We start from the raw sequence: 20,971 nt of genomic DNA on the forward strand, positions 1-20,971 counted from the left end.
GTCAGGCGCTCGTGCTTGCGGTGTTCGTGGGAGTCGCGTCGGGCGTGCGCCGGCGGCGCACCGCCCAGAAGACCGCGCTGCCCGCGACGATGGTCACGCCTACGCCGAGAACGCCCGCCAGCCCCCCGGACAGGCGGGCGTTCTCGACATCCTTGACGCCGTAGTCGGCGAGGGGGGAGTCGGCCGAGGCGTGCTCCTCGGCCTTCTTGTCGATGCCCTTGTCGGCGGCGACCTTCTCCAGGCCGTCGGGGTTCGCGGAGGCGTAGAAGCTCACGAACCCGGCGAGGACGAGGGAGGTGACCAGACCGGTGATCCACAGCGTGCGCCGGGAGGTGCGCGCCGCGACCGGTACCGCCTCGGGCGTCGGTACGTCGACGAGTTCGCCGCCCACCCGCAGCTTGAGCTTCTGCTCCAGGCCCCGCGCCCCGTACACGAGATCCGGGCGTACGGCGATCACCGCGCCCACGGTCAGCGCCGTGATCGCCGCCTCGCCGATCCCGATCAGGACGTGCACGCCGATCATGGCGGTGGCGACCTTGCCGATGGCGACGTCCGTGGTGCCGCCGACGGCGTAGAGGAGCGTGAAGGCCACGGCGGCGGCCGGGACCGAGAGGAGCGCGGCGACGAAGGAGGCGACGGTGACCGAGCGCCGCTTGCGCGGGAGCACCTTCACCAGGCCGCGGAAGACCGCGTACGCGACGACCGTTGTGACGATCGCCATGTCGGTGATGTTCACGCCGAGCGCGGTCAGGCCGCCGTCCGCGAAGAGAATGCCCTGCATGAGCAGGACGACGGAGACGCAGAGGACCCCTGTGTAGGGGCCGACGAGTATCGCCGCCAGCGCACCGCCCAGCAGATGGCCGCTTGTTCCGGCCGCTACGGGGAAGTTGAGCATCTGTACGGCAAAGATGAACGCGGCCACCAGACCGGCCAGTGGCGCGGTGCGTTCGTCGAGCTCGCGGCGCGCGCCGCGCAGGCTCACGGCGATGGCGCCCGCTGCGACGACTCCGGTCACGGCGGAGGTGGGGGCGTTGATGAATCCGTCAGGCACATGCACCGTTCGATAATAGAGGCTTATTGCGAACCCTTTGCAAGAGCTAGACGCTCGTGCATCGTGCATGTGATCTGTCCGACGTCAAGGAGCGAGAACAGGAAAATGTGCGACATTGGAGGAGAAGCGGACGCACAGCTTTCACATAGGTTACGCAGCGTTAGGGGCCGCCCGATGTCTGTAGTCGAACAGTACGCGCGAGCCCATATCGTCACGGACGCCGAGATCCCCGACGGCGGGACTGTGCCCGTCGTCCTGCGCTACGACCCCGAGGCCGACCCGCGATCGGTGCGCTTCGGACTGCCCGGACCCAACGAGTGGACCTTCTCGCGCGCCCTGCTCGAACAGGGGCTGCGTGCGCCGGCCGGCAGCGGAGAGGTCCGCGTCTGGCCGTGCGGGCGGGTGCAGGCGGTGGTCGAGTTCCACTCGGCCAAGGGCGTCTCGGTGGTGCAGTTCGAGTCGAAGGCCCTGCTGAGGTTCCTGCGGCGTACGTACATGGCGACGGCGCCGGTCAAGAGCTGACCGGCGCCCGCGACTTGGGGCTCAGCGGCCCCGGTTCGGGTGGTGCTCGGCCACCCTGATTCCGATGGGGCTCAGCCGCCCATCCGCAGGAGTGCCGCGACGATCGGTCCCGCCGTGTCGCCGCCGTGGCCGCCCGCCTGGACCACGCCGGCCGCGGCGAGATCGCCGCGGTACGCGGTGAACCAGCCGTTCGGCTTCTCCTGGCCGTCGACCTCCGCGGAGCCCGTCTTGGCACCGTAGTTGGGGCCCAGGCCCGCCATCGCCTTGGCCGCCGTGCCGTACGCGGCCGTGTACTGCATGACGTCCTTCAGCTCGGCCTGCGTCGTCGACGACATCGTCCGCGAGGCCTTCGCCAGCGTGCGGTTGTCCACGCTCGGGGAGACCAGGTACGGCTGGTGGAAGGAACCGGTCGCGACCGTCGAGGCCACCGACGCCATGTTCAGCGGGTTCATCCGCACCCCGCCCTGGCCGATCAGCGAGGCGCCCATCTGCGCGCCGCTCTGCACCGGGACCGCGCCGTCGAAGGTCGGGACACCGATGGCCCAGTTGTTCATGCCGAGTCCGTAGACCTGCTGGGCCTCCTTCGTCAGGTCGCTGTTGGACAGCTTCGGCGCGAAGTTGATGAAGGCGTTGTTGCAGGACGCCCCGAAGCTCATCTTGAACGTGCCCTGCTTGATCTCGGAGTCGGCGTCGTTGTGGAAGGTCCAGCCGGCGAGCTTGTACGTCTTGGGGCAGGGGTGCGAGGAACTCGGCGTGACGAGGTTCTTCTCGAACAGCATCGTCGAGGTCACGATCTTCATCGTGGAGCCGGGGGCGAGGGAGCCCTGGAAGGCGACGTTGAAGCCGTGCGAGGTGTTGGCGACGGCCAGGATCTCGCCGGTCGAGGGGCGCATCACGACGGCCGATGCCCGGGCCTGCTTGGCCACTTGCTGCTCGGCGGCGGCCTGGAGGGTCGGACTGAGCGTCGTCTTCACCGAACCGGGCGTGCCCTTGGCGAGCGTCAGCAGCGTCTTGTCGGACAGCTTGGCCTTCTCGGACGCCTTGCCGCGCACCACGTCCAGTTCGACGCCCGCCTTGCCGCCGGCGATCTTGCCGAACTTCTCCCGCAGCCCGTCCAACACCGGCCCGAGGGACGGGTACTTGGCGGTGGTCAGCTCGCCGCCGTCACGGTCGTAGGCCTTGATCGGCGGGGTCCCGGACTCGCCGGTGACCAGGGTGTCGCCGTCCTTGAGGTCGGGGTGGACGACGGCGGAGGACCAGTCGACCAGCGGCTTGCCGTCCGCCTTGTTCCGCACGACGGTCAGCGAACTCTCGTACGCCAGCGGCTTGCTGGTGCCCTTGTACGAGACCGTGCCCTTCACGGAGAAGGGGACCTTGTCGCCGGTGCGGACGCCCGGGGTGAGGGTGACGCCCTCGATGTGGGCGTCCTTGGTGTAGCCGGTGAGCAGGGTGGTGGCGGCCGTCGTGTCGTTCGTGACGGCGGCGGCCTGCGGCACCTTGCCCTGCTGCCAGGACGTGAGGAACCGGGTGGCCGCGGTGGTGACCTCGGTCGCCGACAGCGGGCCGGTCTTGACGTCCTTGTGGTCGGCGGACGAGGACGTGTTGGTGGTCCGGTCGTCGGCCGCCGCCCCGCTCCCGTACAGCGCGTAGACGCCGAAACCGGCGCCGCCGACGACCACGGCGATCATCCCGCCGATCACGGCGGGCTTGGTCTTCCGTCGCTCGGCGACGCGCCCTCTTTTACCCACAGTTCCCGAATCCTCCGCTGATTCCCCAGGGTCCCCTCAGGGTCCCGGCGGACCCAGCCCTCCCACACCCAACTCAACGACGGTAGCCACCCTAGAGTCCCGTCCTGTACGGGTGACTTCAGCCACCACTCCGTAGCACAGCTGCGACAATCGGGCCGGCCGCGTCCACGCCGTGGCCGCCGTCCTGGGTCATCGCCGCGGCCGCCACGTCGCCGCGGTAGCCGGTGAACCAACTGTTCGACTTGGACTGGCCGTCGACCTCCGCGGAACCGGTCTTCGCGCCGAAGTCCGGGCCCAGGCCCGCCATCACGCCGGCCGCGGTGCCGCTGACCGCGGTGCGGTTCATCATCGAGCGCAACTGCTGGACCGTATTCGCGGACAGGCCCTTGGCGGTGGCCAGTTGGCGGTCGTCGAGCTTCGGGGAGACGATGACCGGCTGCCGGAAGGCGCCCGTCATCGCGGTCGCCGTCACCGACGCCATGTTCAGCGGGCTCATCTGGACCTGGCCCTGGCCGATCATGTTCGCCGCGGTGTCCGGGCCGCCGGAGGCGGGGACCGAGCCGTCGAAGGACGGGATGCCGCTCTTCCAGTTGTCGCGCCCGAGCCCGAAGCGGTCCTCGGCCTCCCTGGTGAGCGAGTCCACCTTCACCTCGTCCGCGTACTTCACGAACGCCGTGTTGCAGGAGCGGGCGAAGCTCTCGGAGAGCGTCGCGTTCAGGTTCGGGGTCATGTCCTTGAGGTTGTGGAAGGTCTGGCTCTGCCAAGTCGCGTCGTCCGGGCAGGGCGCCGGGCCGTTCATGCTGGTGATGCCGTTGTCGATGAGCGTGGCCGCGGTGAGGATCTTCATCGTGGAGCCGGGCGCCAACTGGCCGAGGAACGCGGCGTTGAAGCCGTCCGCGCGGTGGTTGGCGACCGCGAGGACCTCGCCGGTGCTCGGCTTGACGGCCACCACGGACGACTCCGCGTACTTCTTCACCGCGGTCTCGGCCGCCGCCTGCGCGCTCGCCCGCAGCGTGGTCCGCAGCTCGCCCGGCTTGCCCTTCGAGAGGGTGAGCAGCGAGGTGTCGGCGGACCCTTCGACGTCGTGCCGGATCGACAGCTCGACCCCGGGCGTACCACCGGCGCTGTCACCGTACTTGGCGCGCAGCTCGTCGAGGATCGGCCCGAGGGACGGATACTTCTCGGCGGTCAGGACGGTCCCGTCCCGGTCCACGGCCTCGATGGGCGGGTTGGCGGCCTCGCCGGTGACCAGCGTGTCGCCCTTCTTCAACTGCGGATGCAGGACGGACGGCTGCCAGTCGACGAGCGCACGCCCGGTGGTCTTCCCTCTCACGACGGTCAGTTCGCTCTTGTACGCGAGCGGCTTGGACTTCCCCTCGTACGACACCGTGGCCTTCACGGAGAACGGCACGGTGGCGCCGGTCGCGGCACCCGGCGTGATCTTCACGTGCGTGATGTGGGCGTCGGTGCCGTAGGCGGTCAACAGCGGCTCGGCGCCGACATCGTTGTTCGTGTACGTGGCCGCCTGCGCCCCGTCGCCCTTCTCCCAGGCCGCGAAGAACTTGCCCGACGCGTCCTTGACCTCCCCGGCACTGGGCGGCCCGGTCTTCACGGCCGCCGCCCCGGACCCCTCGTCCCCGCTCACCGCACCGACGATGTTGTAGGCCCCGTACCCGGCCCCACCCACCATCACGGCGAACACCCCGCCTATGACAGCGGTCTTGACCCCCCGACCCATGAACGTTCCCCTCCCCGTGAGCCCCTCCCTCCGTCCTCAGGTTCTTCTGAACACGTTCAGAAAGGGCTGTCCATGCTCGCACTGTATGCGAGATGGGGGGTGGCTGTGGCCCAAGTTTTCGTTTGTTGTCGAAGAGGAGGAGGGGGTGGGGACGCAGCTGGCCGACGGCCGCGGCACCGTCATACGTAGGTTTGACGGCTCATGTCGTTGTCCTCCCGGACAGCGCCCCCTTCTGGGATGCTGAAACACGCGGAACGAATCGAGCCGCGTGCATCGCCATTGCCGAGGGGGACGGCCATGGAGTGGTCTACGTCCATTGCGTACGGCGCGCTGGGCGGTCTCGTCGTGGAGATCGTGGTCTTCTACGGCCGGATCGCGACATGGCAGGCGGCCCGGCATCGGGCCCTCGCGCGGAACAGGCGGCGTGAACAACTGCCGCGGCTCAAGAAGTACGTCGATCCTGCCTCCGACACACTGGCCGCCCTCACCCGGGTGGCCCTCGGCGCGGGAGCCGGCTGGCTGTTCGCCCCGCAGCTGACCGGGGCGCTCGCCACGGTCGCGGTGGGCGCGTCGGCGCCTGCGCTGCTACGGCAGTTCGGCAGCGCACGGAGCCTTCAGGCGGTCATCGCAGGCGGTGCTCCGCAGACAGCCGTGCCTGCTCCTGCGGGCAGTGAGGACACCGTGGGCCTGCCAGGCGGCACGGGGGGTGTGTGAGCCATGAGCCGGCTCGCCGAGCGGTACTGGGCATCGCTGACGGACTCTCGTCCCGAGGCGCTGGACCACCTGATCGAACAGGGGCGGCGGCGGGACCTGCCCCTCTGGCGCAGGTACGTCGCGTCGCTGCTCGACGTCGAGGTGGCCGGGCAACGGACCAACGGGACCGAGCACTTGGCTCAGCGACGGGTGGTGCGGAACGCACCGACGACCACCTTTCACGTCACGTTCGACTCGCCCTCCGAGATCGGGGTGCCTGCCGCGGTTCGGCGGAACTGGTGGCCCCTCCTCGCGTTCGCGACTGTCGCCGGCCTCGTCCTCGCTGTCACGTTCAGCGCCTCACTCCTGACGTCCGACCCCGCGCAGTCAGGCGCGGGAAGTCCTGCCGCACCGATGGTGCCGCCGTCCACGATCGAGGGCACCCCCCGCCCCGCCACCGAGTCACCCGGCGCGCAGGTGGTGGAGGAGGGCGGGTTCGCCTGGGTGACGCCCGAGGGCTGGCGACGGGTTGTGCCGACGGGGGCGGAGGTGAGCTACACATCCCCCGACGGGAAGCAGGAACTCGCGGCCAAGTCGGCTCTCGCCGACGGTGATCTGCTGGAGACCTGGCAGACCTCGGAACAGGAGTCCCACCAGGGCGAGGGCTACCGCAAGATCCGTCTGGAGGAGACGGAGTTCCAAGGCAACCCGGCGGTCGTCTGGGAGTACACCTTCACGCTCAAGAACGTCTCCTGGCACGCCCTGCTGCTGGGCTTCGACGCGGACGGCAAGTCCTACCAGATCAACACCTGGTACCAGCCGGACATCGAGACGCAGGCCCTGAAGATCTACGGCAAGGCCAAGGACAGCTTCACCGTCCTGTGACGGGCGCGGGGAGCACCGCGGTGTGCGGCCGCCCCCGCCCACCTACACCCACGTATCCAGCCACATCCGAGACCGCCAGTTGTCGATCGGGATGGCGGTTCCGGTGTAGAGCGGCCAGAAGTAGATGAAGTTCCACGCGATCAGCAGCACCAACACCCCCGCCCCCGTCGCCCCCGCCACCCGCCGGGTATCGCTCGATCCCGGTGGGCCGATGATCGCGCCGAGGAGCATCGCTACCGCCAGGCAGAGGAACGGGACGAAGACGATGGCGTAGAAGAAGAAGATCGTGCGCTCCTGGTACATGAACCAGGGGAGGTAGCCCGCCGCGACGCCGCAGGCGATGGCGCCCGCTCGCCAGTCGCGGCGGAAGAACCAGCGCCACAGGACGTAGGCCAGGGCGAAGCAGGCCGCCCACCAGAGGAGGGGGGTGCCCAGCGCCAGGACCTCGCGCGCGCACTTCTCGCCCGCGTCCGCCGGGCAGCCGTCCTTGCCGGGGGAGGGGGACTCGTAGAAGTACGAGACCGGGCGGCCGTCGACCAGCCAGCTCCACGGGTTGGACATGTACGTGTGGGGGGACGAGAGGCCTACGTGGAACTCGTAGACCTCGTGTTCGTAGTGCCACAGGCTGCGCAGCCAGTCGGGCAGGAAGGTCCAGTTGCCGCCCTTGCCGTCGGTGGCGGCCCAGTTGCGGAAGTAGCCGCCGGAGCCGTTCGTGGGGGAGAGGATCCAGCCGATCCAGGACGTCAGGTAGACCGCGATCGCTACCGGGACCGTTGCCACGAAAGTGAGGCCCGTGTCCCTGCGCAGGACCGCCGTGTACGGGTGGCGGGCGCCCGCGACCTTGCGGGAGCCGGCGTCCCAGAGGAGGGCCATCACGCAGAACGCGGCCAGGACGTAGAGGGCGTTCCACTTGGTGCCGAGGGCCAGGCCCAGGGTGAGGCCGGCCATCCAGCGCCAGGGGCGCCAGCCGAAGCGGGTGGTTTCCGCGATGTGCGCGTCCGGGCGGGCCCTGCCGTCGGCGTCGACAGGCAGCGCCGCGGCCAGTTTCTCCCTCGCCCTGTCCCTGTCGATCAGCAGGCAGCCGAACGCGGACAGGATGAAGAACATCAGCACGCCGTCCAGCAGCGACGTACGGCTCATCACGAACGCCAGGCCGTCCACCGCCATCAGCGCGCCCGCGACGCAGCCGAGGAACGTCGAGCGGAACAGGCGGCGGCCGATGCGGCAGAGGATGAGGATCGAGAGCGTGCCGAGCAGCGCGGTCATGAAGCGCCAGCCGAACGGGTCGAAGCCGAAGATCAGCTCGCCCAGGCCGATGACGTACTTGCCGACCGGCGGGTGCACCACGTACGCCGCGTCCGCGGGGACGCTGACGTGACCGTTCGTCGACAGGATCAGGTCGTTGGCGTTCTTGTCCCAGTTGACCTCGAAGCCGCGGTGGACGAGCGCCCAGGCGTCCTTGGCGTAGTACGTCTCGTCGAATATCACCGCCTTCGGGCTGCCCAGGTTCCAGAACCGCAGCACGCCCGCCATCAGCGTGACCAGCAGCGGGCCGCCCCAGCCGGACCAGCGGGCGATGCGCTCCGCGAGCGCCGGCGGTACGCCGAGCACCTGCCACAGACGCGGGCTGGGCTGGACGTACGGCGGTACGAGCCGCTCGCGTACGTCGGTGTCTTGGGCCGCCCCCGGCTGGTAGCCGAAACGGCGCAGCCGCTGCTGCCACGAGGGCTGCTGGTCTTGCGGGGGCCGGCCCTGCCGGGTGTCCGTGGAGGACGCGGTACTGGTCACCGCGCCATCGTAGGGAACAGCGCTGTGTGAGTCCCGTGCATGGCCGGATGCGTCCGCATCGGAACGCGGCTGGGAGGATGGACGGCGTGACTGGAATCCTCGTTCTCGCAGGCACCCCCATCGGCGACACCGCGGACGCCCCGCCCCGGCTCGCCGCCGAACTGGCCGGTGCCGACGTCGTCGCCGCCGAGGACACCCGGCGGCTGCGGCGGCTGACCCAGGCGCTGGGCGTCACGCCCAAGGGGCGGATCGTGTCGTACTTCGAGGGCAACGAGTCGGCCCGTACGCCCGAGCTGGTCGAGGAACTCGTGGGCGGCGCACGGGTGTTGCTCGTCACGGACGCCGGGATGCCGTCGGTGTCCGACCCCGGGTACCGGCTGGTCGCCGCCGCCGTCGAGCGGGACGTCCGCGTCACCGCCGTACCAGGACCGTCCGCCGTGCTGACCGCGCTCGCGCTGTCCGGACTGCCCGTGGACCGGTTCTGCTTCGAGGGGTTCCTGCCGCGGAAGGCGGGCGAGCGGCTGTCCCGGCTGCGGGAGGTCGCCGACGAGCGGCGCACCCTCGTCTACTTCGAGGCCCCGCACCGGCTCGACGACACCCTCGCCGCGATGGCCGAGGTCTTCGGCGCCGAGCGGCGGGCGGCCGTCTGCCGGGAGCTGACCAAGACGTACGAGGAGGTCAAGCGGGGCCCGTTGGAAGAGCTCGCCGCGTGGGCCGCCGAGGGCGTGCGCGGTGAGATCACCGTCGTCGTCGAGGGCGCGCCGGAGAAGGGGCCCGAGGAGCTCGACGCGGCCGAGCTGGTGCGGCGGGTGCGGGTGCGCGAGGAGGCGGGGGAGCGGCGCAAGGAAGCCATCGTGGCGGTGGCGGCGGAGGCCGGGCTGCCCAAACGGGAGGTTTTCGACGCGGTTGTGGCTGCGAAGAACGCGGCTTCCGCGAGCTCCTGACGAGGCCTGCGTGACCTGGCTCATACCCGCTCTGAGCAGGGCGCATATCTTCTGAGCGCGCGCCCCACGGGCAGGCAAAGCAGGCAGGGGCGATGGCAAAGTCCGCACCGGTCCGCGAGGCCGGTATGGCAAGGAAAGTCCAAATCGGCTCCAACACTCGACAGGCCTGATGCTTTCCCGCCGGTGGAGGCGTCCACTGGGTTGTGGGGACGAACCGTCCCTGTGCCCAGCGGACAAGAGGAGCTGGCATGAGCGAGATCTCCGGACAGAACGGCGGCCGCGGTGCGGCGACCGCGGTGGTCCACGAGTCGTATTCCTTCGCCTGCATGCGCTGTGGGCACGGCTGGGAGCAGTCGTACGAGATAGAGCACCACAAGGACACCGAGGGCCACCAGTACGTCACGTACGTGGCCGGCGGCCGGGTCGTGCCCTCCCCGCTGAGCAGGCCCTCGTGCGTGCAGTGCGACGGCCATGTCGTACGGATCATGCGGCCCGGGCAGGTCTCCTCGGTGCACAAGGCGGCCTACCGTCACCAGCCGGCACCGACGGCCGTGACGGCGCCCGGGACCGAGCTCCCCGAGGTGCCCGCGCAGGCCGACGGCGAGCGGCACCACTGGCATCTGTCGGACCTGCTGCACCCGTTCCAGCGCAAGGCGAGCTGAGCGAAAACGGAGCGCGTGAAGGCATGCCCCTTTCGTAGGATCGGGGCATGCCTTCCCCTTCTTCCAGCTCGTCCGGCACCTCCGGCAAGAACGCCGCCCCACCGCTCCCGGAACCCCTCCGGGTGCCCGTCGCCGACTCCCACACCCACCTGGACATGCAGTCCGGCACGGTCGAGGAGGGCCTCGCGAAGGCCGCGTCGGTTGGGGTGACGACGGTCGTGCAGGTCGGCTGCGACATCAAGGGCTCGCGCTGGGCCGCCAAGACGGCCGCCGCGCACGAGAACGTCCACGCGACCGTCGCCCTCCACCCCAACGAGGCCCCGCGCATCGTCCACGGCGACCCCGACGGCTGGTCGAGGCAGGGCGCCCGTGTACCGGGGGGCGAGGAAGCGCTCGACGAGGCGCTCGCCGAGATCGACCGCCTGGCCGGGCTCCCGCAGGTCAAGGGCGTCGGCGAGACCGGCCTCGACTACTACCGCACCGGGCCCGGGGGCAAGGAGGCGCAGGAGCGTTCGTTCCGCGCCCACATCGAGATCGCCAAACAGCACGGCAAGGCGCTCGTCATCCACGACCGCGACGCCCACGCGGACGTACTGCGCATCCTCAAGGAGGAGGGCGCCCCCGAGCGGACCGTCTTCCACTGCTACTCCGGCGACGCCGAGATGGCGGAGATCTGCGCCGGCGCCGGCTACTTCATGTCCTTCGCAGGCAACGTCACCTACAAGAACGCCCAGAACCTGCGCGACGCCGCAGCCGTCGCCCCCCTGGAGCTGCTCCTGGTGGAGACGGACGCTCCCTTCCTGACACCGGTGCCCCACCGCGGAAGGCCCAACGCCCCGTACCTCATCCCGGTCACGGTGCGCGCGCTGGCCGCCGTACGCGACATCGACGAGGACACGCTGTCGACGGCCCTGGCGGCGAACACGGCACGGGCGTTCGGTTACTGAGGACCGGCTGCGGCCTGTCGAGGGCGGCCGATCCGGCCCCCGAACCGCTCGAACACCACTTTGAGTAGTCGCGTCGCTTTGGAGAGTGACGAATGCTCCGCTAGGTTCTGGGGGCCCTTTCCGGACCCCTCCGGCCACTGGAGCGTGTCGGCGTGAGCAACTCGAAGTACCAGACGTACGAGCCGTACGGCGCTGAGCCGCGCACTGACCTGCACAGCGCGGAGACGCTGGCCTACGGCGTGTACGCGGCGCCGGACACGTACGAGGACACCTACCGGCCGGCCTACGAAGTGCCCGAGCCGACCCGGCCGACCGAACCGACGCTGCCCCGGCAGGCGGGGCGGGCCGAACGCCGGCGCAAGGGGCGGTACACCGAGCGCCCGGACAGCGCGATGCGCCGGCTGCTGCCGCAGGCACTGGTCGTCGCGTTCCTCGCCGGCGGCACCACCGCCTTCGTCGCCGAGGACAAGGCGATCGAGCTGAGCGTCGACGGCAAGCCGCGCACCCTGCACACCTTCGCCGACGACGTCACCGAACTGCTCGCCGAGGAGGGCGTCGACGTCGGCGCGCACGACGTGGTCGCGCCCGCCCCCGGCACGGACCTGACCAGCGGCGACGAGGTCGCGGTGCACTACGGCCGCCCGGTCCGGCTCACGCTCGACGGCCAGCGGCGCGAGGTGTGGACGACGGCGCACACGGTCGACGGAGCGCTCAAGCAGCTGGGAGTACGCGCGGAGGGCGCGTACCTGTCCATCTCGCGCTCCCAGCCCATCGGACGCGCCGGTCTCGAACTCCACGTGCGCACCGAGCGCTCGGTGACGGTCATGGCCGACGGCCGCGCCCGCACCGTCCGCACGAACGCGGCGACCGTCGGCGAGGTCATCGGCGAGTCCGGGATCACCCTGCACGACCAGGACACCACGTCCGTCCCGCAGGACAGCTTCCCGCGCGACGGGCAGACGGTCACCGTGCTGCGGATCACCGGGACGAAGGAGGTCCGCGAGGAGCCGATCCCGTTCGAGGTGCAGCGCACGGAGGACCCCTCGCTGTTCAAGGGCACGGAGGTCGTCGAACAGGCCGGGGTGCCGGGCCTGCGCCGGGTGACGTACGCCCTGCGCACGGTCAACGGCGTGAAGCAGAAGCCACGCAGGACCGACGACGAGGTGGTGCGCCGACCGCGCAAGCAGCTCGTGAAGGTCGGCACCAAGCCCCTGCCGACCTCCGTGGGCGGCGCCGACGGCCTCAACTGGAACGGCCTCGCCACCTGCGAGTCCGGCGGCCGCCCGAACGCGGTGGACCCGTCCGGCACGTACGGCGGCCTCTACCAGTTCGACACCCGCACCTGGCAGGGCCTCGGCGGCAGCGGCCGCCCCCAGGACGCCCCGGCGGCGGAACAGACATTCCGAGCGAAGAAGCTGTACGTCAGGCGGGGGTCGAGTCCATGGCCGCACTGTGGGACAAGGCTGCACGGCTGAGATGGGTGTGGGGGGCTCGCCCCCCAAAAGAGGCGCGGGGCTGTGTCGATTTGCGGCTCCGCCGCGTGGGCGCGACCAGCCACGACGGCGCAGCAGCCAAATGACAGCCCCGTACCCTAGGTCCCGTGAGCAGCAACCCCACCCCCGACGCCCTCCTGGGCCCCGCCGAAGTCCGTGAACTCGCGGCCGTCCTCGGCGTAAGGCCCACCAAGCAGCGCGGCCAGAACTTCGTCATCGACGCCAACACGGTCCGCCGCATCGTCCGCACGGCCGGGGTCCGCCCCGACGACGTGGTGGTCGAGGTCGGCCCGGGGCTAGGCTCGCTCACCCTCGCGCTGCTCGAAGTCGCCGACCGCGTCACAGCCGTGGAGATCGACGACGTCCTCGCGTCCGCGCTGCCCGCGACCATCACGGCCCGCATGCCAGAGCGCGCCAACCGCTTCGCCCTGGTCCACTCGGACGCCATGCACATCACCGACCTCCCCGGCCCCCCGCCGACGGCACTGGTGGCGAACCTCCCCTACAACGTCGCCGTCCCCGTCCTCCTGCACATGCTCGACACCTTCCCGACCATCGAGCGCACCCTCGTCATGGTCCAGGCGGAGGTCGCCGACCGGCTCGCCGCGCCGCCCGGTTCGAAGGTGTACGGCGTCCCGTCCGTGAAGGCGAACTGGTACGCCGAGGTCAAGCGCGCCGGCTCCATCGGCCGCACGGTCTTCTGGCCCGCACCGAACGTGGACAGCGGCCTGGTCGCGCTCGTCCGCAGGACCGAGCCGCTCAAGACGACGGCCTCCAGGCGCGAGGTCTTCGCGGTCGTCGACGCGGCCTTCGCCCAGCGCCGCAAGACCCTGCGGGCGGCGCTCGCCGGGTGGGCGGGTTCGGCCGCGGCGGCGGAGGCGGCGCTGGTGGCGGCGGGGGTGTCCCCGCAGGCCCGCGGGGAGTCGCTGACGGTGGAGGAGTTCGCGCGGATCGCGGAGAACAAGGTGGACGGCGCCGAGAATCAAGTCGGCAGCACCTCCGCCGACCCCACCCCACCCAAGGAGCCCGGCAAGTGAGCGTCACCGTCCGCGTCCCCGCCAAGGTCAACGTCCAGCTCGCGGTGGGCGCCGCCCGGCCCGACGGGTTCCACGACCTGGCCAACGTCTTCCTCGCGGTCGGCCTGTACGACGAGGTCACCGTCACGCCGGCCGACGAACTGCGCGTCACCTGCACCGGACCGGACGCCGGCCAAGTGCCCCTGGACGGTACGAACTTGGCGGCCCGCGCGGCCGTCGCGCTCGCCGAACGACGCGGCATCGACCCGGCCGTGCACCTCCACATCGCCAAGGACATCCCGGTCGCCGGCGGTATGGCGGGCGGGAGCGCCGACGGCGCGGGCGCGCTCGTGGCGTGCGACGCGCTGTGGGGCACCCGGGCCACGCGCGAGGAACTGCTCGACATCTGCGCCGAGTTGGGCAGCGATGTGCCGTTCAGTCTGGTGGGCGGGGCCGCGCTCGGCATCGGGCGGGGGGAGAAGCTCACCGTCCTCGAAGTCGGCGGCACCTTCCACTGGGTGTTCGCGATGGCGGAACGCGGACTGTCGACCCCGGCCGTCTTCCGGGAGTTCGACCGGCTGGGCGAGGGCACGGACATCCCCGAGCCCGTGGCCTCCCGCGAACTCCTCGACGCGCTCGCCAAGGGCGACCCGGACGCACTCGCCGCCGCCGTCTCCAACGACCTGCAGCCCGCCGCGCTCTCCCTCTTCCCCGAACTCGCCGACACCCTCGCCGCCGGCCGCACCGCCGGCGCCCTCGCCGCGCTGGTCTCCGGCTCGGGCCCGACGACGGCGTTCCTCGCCCGCGACCCCGAGTCCGCGGCCAAGGTGGCGGCGGCACTGGAGAGTTCGGGCACGTGCCGGACGGTACGGGTGACTTCGGGGCCGGCGCCGGGGGCGACGCTACTGGGCGGTTAATCAGGTGCCGGGTCCCGTAGCGGCCCTCTAGGCTCCGCCGGGAACTGGGGAGTTGGGGAATTGACGAAGGATCCGGTCGCGACGGACGCGCTCGTGGCCGCCGTACGGCGTGGTGACGTGGACGAGGTCAGGGACCTGCTGCACGCGGGCGCGGACCCGGAGGCGGTGGTCGACGGACTGCCCGTGCTGTGCCTGGCCATCGACGCGTACGACGAACCGGTCGCCGAGGCGCTGGTCGAGGCGGGCGCCGATCCGCTGCGCGCCCTCCCCGACGGCACCACCCCGCTGCTGCGCGCGGTGGACGGCGGTTCCGACGTCATGGCCGACATCGTCCTGCGGGAACCCGTCCATCTCTCGCCCGCCGCGCGAGCCGAACTGCTCGTCCGCGCCCGGCAGTGGACGGAGACCGGCGCGGAGGCCGAACTCCGGCGCAGGACCGGCGAGTCGGGACCGGTCGAGCGGAGTCGGGGCGAGCACTACGGCTGGTGCTGTCACTGGGAGCAGTTCACGCTCGGTGGGGTGAGCGTGCGTGACGGACACGCGGGGATTCTGAGCAAGCTGGAGGCGAGTTTCGGGGTTCGCACGCCCTTCGACGAGTTGGTGGCGCGCGCTCTGGCGCACCCCGACCCGGATCACGCCGTCTGGTCCACGGTGTCGCTGGTCCTCTCGGCCCGGATGGACGAGGAGACCTGGGCCGCCGCCGTGGCCCTGGGCCGGCACCCCGACCGGCTGCGGCGCCTGTTCGCGGCGGACGTGCTGAAGTGTCTGGTCATGGGGCTGGGGAGCGACCCCCTGGGCCCTGACGACCTCTTCGAGGCCCGCGGGCCCGAGGTGCTGGTGCCGTGGGCCGCGGCCGAGGAGGACACCGAGGTGCTGGCGGCGGTGCTCAGCGCGCTGACGCAGAGCGAGGGGCCGGAGATCGAGCCCCTGCTGCTCTCCCACCTCGCGCATCCGGACCCGCGGATCCGCATGCTGGTCCCGATCGGCCTCCGGCGGGACGAGAGGTGCATGCTGGTCCGCCCGGAGCGTCTCTCGGCAGTGCTCACCCTCGCCCGCGACCCCGATTCACAGGTCCGCGCGGTGGCCGGCTACTGGCTCGCCGAGTACCCGGGCCGCGACCCTCGCATCGCCGACGCGCTGGCCGAACTCGTCGACCACGAGGAGCAGATGATCCGGATCTACGCGGTGTACGGCCTCGCCCTGCAGGACGATCCGCGCTGCGTCGAGGCCGAGCGGCACATCGGTCCCGTGGACCGGGAGAAGTGGTTGGACACCTGGCTGCTGGACGCGGTGCGGCGCTATCAGTTGCGCCAACGGGAGCGTGGCTGACCGCTCCTCACGGGCTGACCGATCTTCGCCCGATCTCCACAGGGAAGTACGGCGTTCGCAGTACGGGTGGGGCGGGTGGGGTGGATAGGGTCGTTGACACTTCAGGCGTCGGCGTCCAGGCGTCAGTTCCGCCACGCCGACCCCCTCACGCACAGCTCATCTGCACAGCCGAAGGGCCACGCACGTGTCCGAACCCCCCACTCCCACCCACCGCAGGAAGCGCCACCTCTCCCGGCGCGGCGTGATCGGGACCGCCGCGGCCGTGGCCGGTGGCGCCGCGCTCACCCCGGCGGTCTTCGCGGCCACCGAGTCCGGTGAGACCGAGACCGACGCCGGTACGAAGCCCGAGTCGTTCCCGGCGACCCGGTCCGCCGCCTCGACCGGCACCGGCACGGCCACGACCGCCTTCTCCGCGACCTATGTCGGCGTCCGCTGGAGCGGTGCGCCGGACGGTGCCGGCATCCGTTTCCCGGGCGACGCGAACTGGCAGACCCTGGGCGGCGGTTGCGCGACCGTCGACGACGGCGGTACGGCCCTGGTCCCGTCCGGCGGCGCCACGGCGTACGCGCTGAAGGCACCGGACGCCACGACGGCGCTGCGCTCGCTCGCGATCGACACCACGGGCGGCCCGGACCGCACCTTCAAGGTGCCGACGGACGCCACGCGCGTGCGGGGCGTGCAGTATCTGTCCCGGCCCGCGTGGGGCGCCGACGAGTCGAAGCGGTACAAGGACGGCAAGGTCAACTCGCCCGAGGCGTACTACGCGTTGCAGGCGATCACGGTCCACCACACGGACACCCCGAACAACGACCCCGACCCGGCGGCGACCGTCCGCGCGATCTACGAGTACCACGCGGTCACCCTCGACTGGGGCGACATCGGCTACCACTTCCTGATCGACGAGGACGGCACGGTCTACGAGGGCCGCTACTCCGGCGACGACGGCGTCCCCGCCTTCGACCCCGACGGCAAGGTGGTCACCGCCTTCCACACCGCCGGCTTCAACTCCGGCAACCTCGGCATCGCCCTGATCGGCACCCTCGTCGACCAGCCCCCGACCGATGCGGCCAAGGCCTCGCTGACCCGCCTGATCAAGGTCATCGCCCGCTTCAAGGGCCTCGACCCGCAGGCGAAGATCGCGTACACCAACCCGGTCAACGGCGTGCAGAAGGACAACGAGACGGTCACCGGCCACCGCGACTGGCTCCAGACGGACTGCCCGGGCCAGACGATGTACGACCTCCTGGCCGAGGTCAGGACGGCAGCGGCCTCCTGACCTGCGCGGATCGTCAGCCGCCCGGTGCACATTAGGCTGGGTGGCTGACCGTCCCCCCTGTCAGGAGCAAAATGGCCGTCAACCTGGTCAATGTCGAGAACGTCAGCAAGGTGTACGGCACCCGTGCCCTGCTCGACGGTGTCTCGCTCGGTGTCTCCGAAGGGGACCGGATCGGGGTCGTGGGGCGCAACGGTGACGGCAAGACCACGCTGATCCGGATGCTCGCCAAGCTGGAGGAGGCGGACACCGGGCGTGTCACCCACTCCGGCGGGCTGCGGTTCGACGTGCTCACCCAGCACGACTCGCTCGACCCCACGGCCACCGTCCGCCACGAGGTCATCCGGGACATGGCCGACCACGAGTGGGCGGGCAACGCCAAGATCCGGGACGTACTGACCGGACTGTTCGGCGGGCTGGACATGCCGGGCTTCCCGCAGGGTCTGGACACCGTCATCGCGCCCCTCTCCGGCGGCGAGCGGCGCCGGATCGCGCTCGCGAAGCTGCTGATCGAGGACCAGGACCTGATCGTCCTGGACGAGCCCACCAACCACCTCGACGTCGAGGGCATCTCCTGGCTCGCCCGCCATCTGCGCGAGCGCCGCTCGGCCCTCGTCTGCGTGACCCACGACCGGTGGTTCCTGGACCAGGTCTGCACCCGCATGTGGGACGTGCAGAAGGGTTCCGTCTTCGAGTACGAGGGCGGCTACTCCGACTACGTCTTCGCGCGGGCCGAGCGCGAGCGGATCGCCGCCACCGAGGAGACCAAGCGGCAGAACCTGGTCCGCAAGGAGCTGGCCTGGCTGCGCCGCGGCGCCCCCGCCCGGACCTCCAAGCCGCGCTTCCGCGTCGAGGCCGCCAACGAGCTGATCGCGGACGTGCCGCCGCCCCGGGACACCAGCGAGCTGATGAAGTTCGCCTCCTCGCGGCTGGGCAAGACGGTCTTCGACCTGGAGGACGTCACCGTCCAGGCCGGCCCCAAGGTGCTGCTGAAGCACGTCACTTGGCAGCTTGGCCCCGGCGACCGGATCGGCCTGGTCGGGGTGAACGGCGCCGGCAAGACCTCCCTGCTGCGGGCCATGGCCCAGGCCGCCCGCAGCGAGGGCGAGACCCAGCCGGCCGCGGGCCGGGTCACCGTCGGCCGGACCGTCAAGCTCGCCTACCTCTCCCAGGAGGTCGCCGAACTGAGCCCGACTCTGCGCGTTCTGGAGGCCGTTCAGCAGGTCCGCGAGCGCGTCGACCTCGGCAAGGGGCGCGAGATGACCGCCGGGCAGCTGTGCGAGACGTTCGGCTTCAACAAGGAGAAGCAGTGGACGCCGGTCGGGGACCTGTCCGGTGGTGAGCGGCGCCGGCTCCAGTTGCTGCGGCTGCTGATGGACGAGCCCAACGTCCTCTTCCTCGACGAGCCGACGAACGACCTCGACATCGAGACGCTGACCCAGTTGGAGGATCTTCTCGACGGCTGGCCCGGCTCGATGATCGTCATCTCCCACGACCGGTTCTTCGTCGAACGCACCACCGACCGGGTCTTCGCGCTGCTCGGTGACGCCACCCTGCGGATGCTGCCGCGCGGCATCGACGAGTACCTGGAGCGGCGCAAGCGGATGGAGGAGGCGGCCGCCGCCGCGGCACCGGTCACGGTGAAGCCCGTGGCCGAGAAGAGCGCCGCCGACCAGCGGGCCGCGAAGAAGGAACTCCAGAAGATCGAGCGGCAGTTGGACAAGGTCTCCGAGCGCGAGACCAAGCTGCACGCGCAGATCGCCGAGCACTCCACCGACTTCGCGAAAGTGGCCGAACTGGACGCCGAACTCCGCGATCTCGCCGGGCAGCGCGATGAACTGGAGCTGCGCTGGCTGGATCTCGCCGAGGACGCGTGAAGGGTGAGTGAAGGCGCGTAACGGCGGCATCACGGGCCGGTTCTCCCTTGGGAACAGGGGTTGAACCGGCCCGATGTGTTGTCGGCACCGAGTGATAGAAAGAGCCGTCTGAGAACTTTCTGAGGACGACTCCGGGCCCGACACAGCCCGGGGTGGCTAAAAATCAGTGAACGAGGGGGAGACGCGCTGATGACCCAGCCGCCGGACCAGCCGCAGCAGCCACCGCAGCCGCCGCAAGGTGCGTTCGGCGCGCCGCCACCCCAGCCGCAGCCGCCTCAGACGCCCCCGCCCCCGCAGGGCCCGCCCCAGACCCCGCCGCCTCCGCAGGGCCCGCCGTCCGCCGCGCCCGAGCCCGGCTACGGCTACCCGCAGGCGCCTCAGCAGCCGGGCCCCTACGGCCAGCCGGGACCGTACGGCCAACCGCAGCAGCCGGGCCCGTACGCGCAGCCCGGCCAGTACGCCCAACAGCCGGGCCCCTACGGGCAGCCCGGTCCCTACGGCCAGCCGCAGCAGCCGGGTCCCTACGGCGCCCAGCCGGGGTACGGCTATCCGCCGCAGCCCCAGTACCCGGGCGGTCCCGGCATGCCGCCGCCCCCCGTCGGCGGCTCCCGCAATCCCTTCAAGGGCAGGCCCGGGCTCGCCGTCGGGGCGGCCGTCGTCGCGCTCGCCCTCATCGGCGGCGCGGTCTTCGCCGTCACCAGCGGCGGTGGCGACGACGACAAGGACAAGAAGCCGGTCGCCCAGAAGAGCGACGACGCGAAGCCGTCCGCGTCCACCCCGGTCAACCCCGGTGACGGCAGCGGCGACGGCGGGGCCGACCCCGAGGACCTCAACTCCGGCCGCAAGGCGGGCGAGTCGAAGGTGCTCTGGTACAAGGAGGCGCCGAACGCGCCCGGTTCCGGCGCCGACGCACCCGGCCTGTGGATCACCGACAAGACCGTGGTGAAGGCGGCGTACAAGCAGCTCTTCGCCTACAACGTCGGTGACGGCAACCCCACTTGGGACGCGCTGACGTTCCCGCAGAAGATCTGCGCGGTCACCCCGCAGAAGTCGGCCGACGACAAGGTCGTGGTGGCCTACGAGAGCGGCGCGAGCGACCGGGCCGAGTGCAACAAGCTCCAGCAGATCGACCTGAACACCGGCGCCAAGGGCTGGAGCTCCACGCTCGCCGACGGCGCCCTGTTCGACAGCACCATCACCATCAGCATGTCCATCACCGGCAAGACGCTGATGGTGGGCCGCTCGCAGTCCGGGGTGGCCTTCGACATCGGCACCGGCAAGAAGCTGTTCGACAAGACGAAGTACGGCAACGCCTGCTTCCCGACCGCCTTCGCGGGCGGCGGCAGGCTGCTCTCCGTCGCCTCCTGCGACGCCACCGGGAACAACGAGCACGACGAGATGCAGGAGTTGGACCCGAAGACCGGCAAGGTCAGGTGGACCCAGAAGTTCGACAAGGGCTGGCGGGTCGCGCGGACGTACTCCGTGGACCCGGTCGTGGTCTACAGCACCAACGAGGACAAGAAGGCCTGGAACATCTCCACCTTCAACTCCAACGGCACCTTCCGCTCGCAGGTCAGCTTCGACGAGGACTTCGCGCCCTCGTGCGGCTGGGCGATCCTCCAGCGCGACCTTCAGGGCTGCCAGGGCGTGGCGGTCGACTCCACCACCCTCTACCTGCCGACCGAGGCCTCCGGCGGGCCGAACGACGTCGTCGCGATCAATCTGGCGACCGGCAAGGAGAAGTGGCGGGTCAAGTCCCCGGCGGACGAGTCGATGCTGCCGCTGCGCACCGAGGGCGGCAAGCTCCTCGCCTACGTCGAGCCGTCCTACGCCACCGGCGGCCAGGTCGTGTCGATCCCCACCGGCGGCTCGTCGCACAAGCCGGTCAAGCTGCTGCAGAACCCGGCGAGCACCGCGGGCGTCGAGAGCGGCTTCTACTCCAAGATCTTCGACTGGGTCGACGGGCGCTTCTATCTCGCGACCACACGGCTGTCCGGGAACGACGACACGAAGGAGAAGTTGATGCTCGCCTACGGCAAGTGACGCCTTCCTCCCTTCGCCCGCGACCCGCCGCCGTCCCCGTCCCCG

At 70.8% G+C, this 20,971-nt stretch carries 17 protein-coding genes; 13 read left to right on the top strand and 4 right to left on the bottom strand.

The window, feature by feature from the left end:
- Position 1 precedes the first annotated feature (1 nt).
- Positions 2-1,057: an energy-coupling factor ABC transporter permease gene (locus ACWDR3_RS22850; RefSeq protein WP_450354373.1), complete on the bottom strand. Its 1,056-nt coding sequence runs from the start codon at positions 1,055-1,057 to the stop codon at positions 2-4.
- Between the two features lie 168 nt (positions 1,058-1,225).
- Here ACWDR3_RS22850 and ACWDR3_RS22855 point away from each other — a divergent pair, with 168 nt between their 5' ends.
- Positions 1,226-1,573: an SsgA family sporulation/cell division regulator gene (locus tag ACWDR3_RS22855; RefSeq protein ID WP_450354374.1), complete on the top strand. Its 348-nt coding sequence runs from the start codon at positions 1,226-1,228 to the stop codon at positions 1,571-1,573.
- A 71-nt stretch (positions 1,574-1,644) separates the two neighbouring features.
- Here ACWDR3_RS22855 and ACWDR3_RS22860 read toward each other — a convergent pair whose 3' ends face one another.
- Together ACWDR3_RS22860 and ACWDR3_RS22865 are read right to left on the bottom strand one after the other, a co-directional pair.
- A complete protein-coding gene (locus ACWDR3_RS22860; RefSeq protein WP_450354375.1) occupies positions 1,645-3,321 on the bottom strand; it encodes a penicillin-binding transpeptidase domain-containing protein in 1,677 nt (558 codons plus the stop codon).
- A 118-nt stretch (positions 3,322-3,439) separates the two neighbouring features.
- Entirely contained in the window at positions 3,440-5,059 is a 1,620-nt protein-coding gene (locus tag ACWDR3_RS22865) for a penicillin-binding transpeptidase domain-containing protein (protein ID WP_450354376.1), read from the bottom strand.
- Positions 5,060-5,356: 297 nt separating this feature from the next.
- Between ACWDR3_RS22865 and ACWDR3_RS22870 the strand changes: the two genes are divergently transcribed.
- Positions 5,357-5,773, top strand: coding sequence for a hypothetical protein (locus ACWDR3_RS22870; protein WP_450354377.1), 417 nt, complete (start codon positions 5,357-5,359; stop codon positions 5,771-5,773).
- Between the two features lie 3 nt (positions 5,774-5,776).
- On the top strand, positions 5,777-6,637 hold the full coding sequence (locus tag ACWDR3_RS22875) for a hypothetical protein (RefSeq protein ID WP_450354378.1): 861 nt from the start codon (positions 5,777-5,779) through the stop codon (positions 6,635-6,637).
- Positions 6,638-6,679: 42 nt separating this feature from the next.
- Here the strand turns inward: ACWDR3_RS22875 and ACWDR3_RS22880 are convergent, their stop codons facing one another.
- Complete coding sequence (locus ACWDR3_RS22880; protein WP_450354379.1) at positions 6,680-8,425, bottom strand: dolichyl-phosphate-mannose--protein mannosyltransferase; 1,746 nt, start codon at positions 8,423-8,425, stop codon at positions 6,680-6,682.
- Positions 8,426-8,511: 86 nt separating this feature from the next.
- On the opposite strand from ACWDR3_RS22880, the gene rsmI reads away from it, so the two are divergent.
- From rsmI to ACWDR3_RS22930, 10 genes are all read left to right on the top strand, one after another.
- A complete protein-coding gene (gene rsmI, locus ACWDR3_RS22885; RefSeq protein WP_450354381.1) occupies positions 8,512-9,369 on the top strand; it encodes a 16S rRNA (cytidine(1402)-2'-O)-methyltransferase in 858 nt (285 codons plus the stop codon).
- A 248-nt stretch (positions 9,370-9,617) separates the two neighbouring features.
- Entirely contained in the window at positions 9,618-10,031 is a 414-nt protein-coding gene (locus ACWDR3_RS22890; protein ID WP_450354382.1) for a hypothetical protein, read from the top strand.
- Between the two features lie 47 nt (positions 10,032-10,078).
- Positions 10,079-10,978, top strand: coding sequence for a TatD family hydrolase (locus ACWDR3_RS22895; RefSeq protein ID WP_450354383.1), 900 nt, complete (start codon positions 10,079-10,081; stop codon positions 10,976-10,978).
- A 152-nt stretch (positions 10,979-11,130) separates the two neighbouring features.
- Positions 11,131-12,453: a ubiquitin-like domain-containing protein gene (locus ACWDR3_RS22900; RefSeq protein ID WP_450354384.1), complete on the top strand. Its 1,323-nt coding sequence runs from the start codon at positions 11,131-11,133 to the stop codon at positions 12,451-12,453.
- Between the two features lie 125 nt (positions 12,454-12,578).
- Positions 12,579-13,508, top strand: coding sequence for a 16S rRNA (adenine(1518)-N(6)/adenine(1519)-N(6))-dimethyltransferase RsmA (rsmA, locus tag ACWDR3_RS22905; RefSeq protein WP_450354385.1), 930 nt, complete (start codon positions 12,579-12,581; stop codon positions 13,506-13,508).
- On the top strand, positions 13,505-14,404 hold the full coding sequence (locus tag ACWDR3_RS22910; RefSeq protein WP_450354386.1) for a 4-(cytidine 5'-diphospho)-2-C-methyl-D-erythritol kinase: 900 nt from the start codon (positions 13,505-13,507) through the stop codon (positions 14,402-14,404). The genes rsmA and ACWDR3_RS22910 overlap by 4 nt, the downstream gene beginning before the upstream one ends.
- A 60-nt stretch (positions 14,405-14,464) precedes the next feature.
- Positions 14,465-15,733 carry a hypothetical protein gene (locus ACWDR3_RS22915; protein ID WP_450354387.1) on the top strand — a complete coding sequence of 423 codons (1,269 nt, stop codon included), beginning with the start codon at positions 14,465-14,467 and terminating at the stop codon, positions 15,731-15,733.
- A 184-nt stretch (positions 15,734-15,917) separates the two neighbouring features.
- Positions 15,918-17,009, top strand: coding sequence for a peptidoglycan recognition protein family protein (locus tag ACWDR3_RS22920; RefSeq protein ID WP_450354388.1), 1,092 nt, complete (start codon positions 15,918-15,920; stop codon positions 17,007-17,009).
- 71 nt (positions 17,010-17,080) lie between these two features.
- Positions 17,081-18,883, top strand: coding sequence for an ABC-F family ATP-binding cassette domain-containing protein (locus ACWDR3_RS22925; protein ID WP_450354389.1), 1,803 nt, complete (start codon positions 17,081-17,083; stop codon positions 18,881-18,883).
- 189 nt (positions 18,884-19,072) lie between these two features.
- Positions 19,073-20,926, top strand: coding sequence for an outer membrane protein assembly factor BamB family protein (locus tag ACWDR3_RS22930; RefSeq protein WP_450354390.1), 1,854 nt, complete (start codon positions 19,073-19,075; stop codon positions 20,924-20,926).
- Positions 20,927-20,971: the final 45 nt, after the last annotated feature.

The sequence above is a fragment of the Streptomyces sp. NPDC001002 genome, from assembly GCF_053599215.1.

Bases quoted from the DNA above. Each gene is read 5' to 3' on its own strand.
- ACWDR3_RS22855 (WP_450354374.1), top strand. From the start codon at position 1,226: ATGTCTGTAGTCGAACAGTACGCGCGAGCCCATATCGTCACGGACGCC.
- ACWDR3_RS22865 (WP_450354376.1), bottom strand. From the start codon at position 5,059: ATGGGTCGGGGGGTCAAGACCGCTGTCATAGGCGGGGTGTTCGCCGTG.
- ACWDR3_RS22870 (WP_450354377.1), top strand. From the start codon at position 5,357: ATGGAGTGGTCTACGTCCATTGCGTACGGCGCGCTGGGCGGTCTCGTC.
- ACWDR3_RS22875 (WP_450354378.1), top strand. From the start codon at position 5,777: ATGAGCCGGCTCGCCGAGCGGTACTGGGCATCGCTGACGGACTCTCGT.
- ACWDR3_RS22890 (WP_450354382.1), top strand. From the start codon at position 9,618: ATGAGCGAGATCTCCGGACAGAACGGCGGCCGCGGTGCGGCGACCGCG.
- ACWDR3_RS22895 (WP_450354383.1), top strand. From the start codon at position 10,079: ATGCCTTCCCCTTCTTCCAGCTCGTCCGGCACCTCCGGCAAGAACGCC.
- ACWDR3_RS22925 (WP_450354389.1), top strand. From the start codon at position 17,081: ATGGCCGTCAACCTGGTCAATGTCGAGAACGTCAGCAAGGTGTACGGC.
- ACWDR3_RS22930 (WP_450354390.1), top strand. From the start codon at position 19,073: ATGACCCAGCCGCCGGACCAGCCGCAGCAGCCACCGCAGCCGCCGCAA.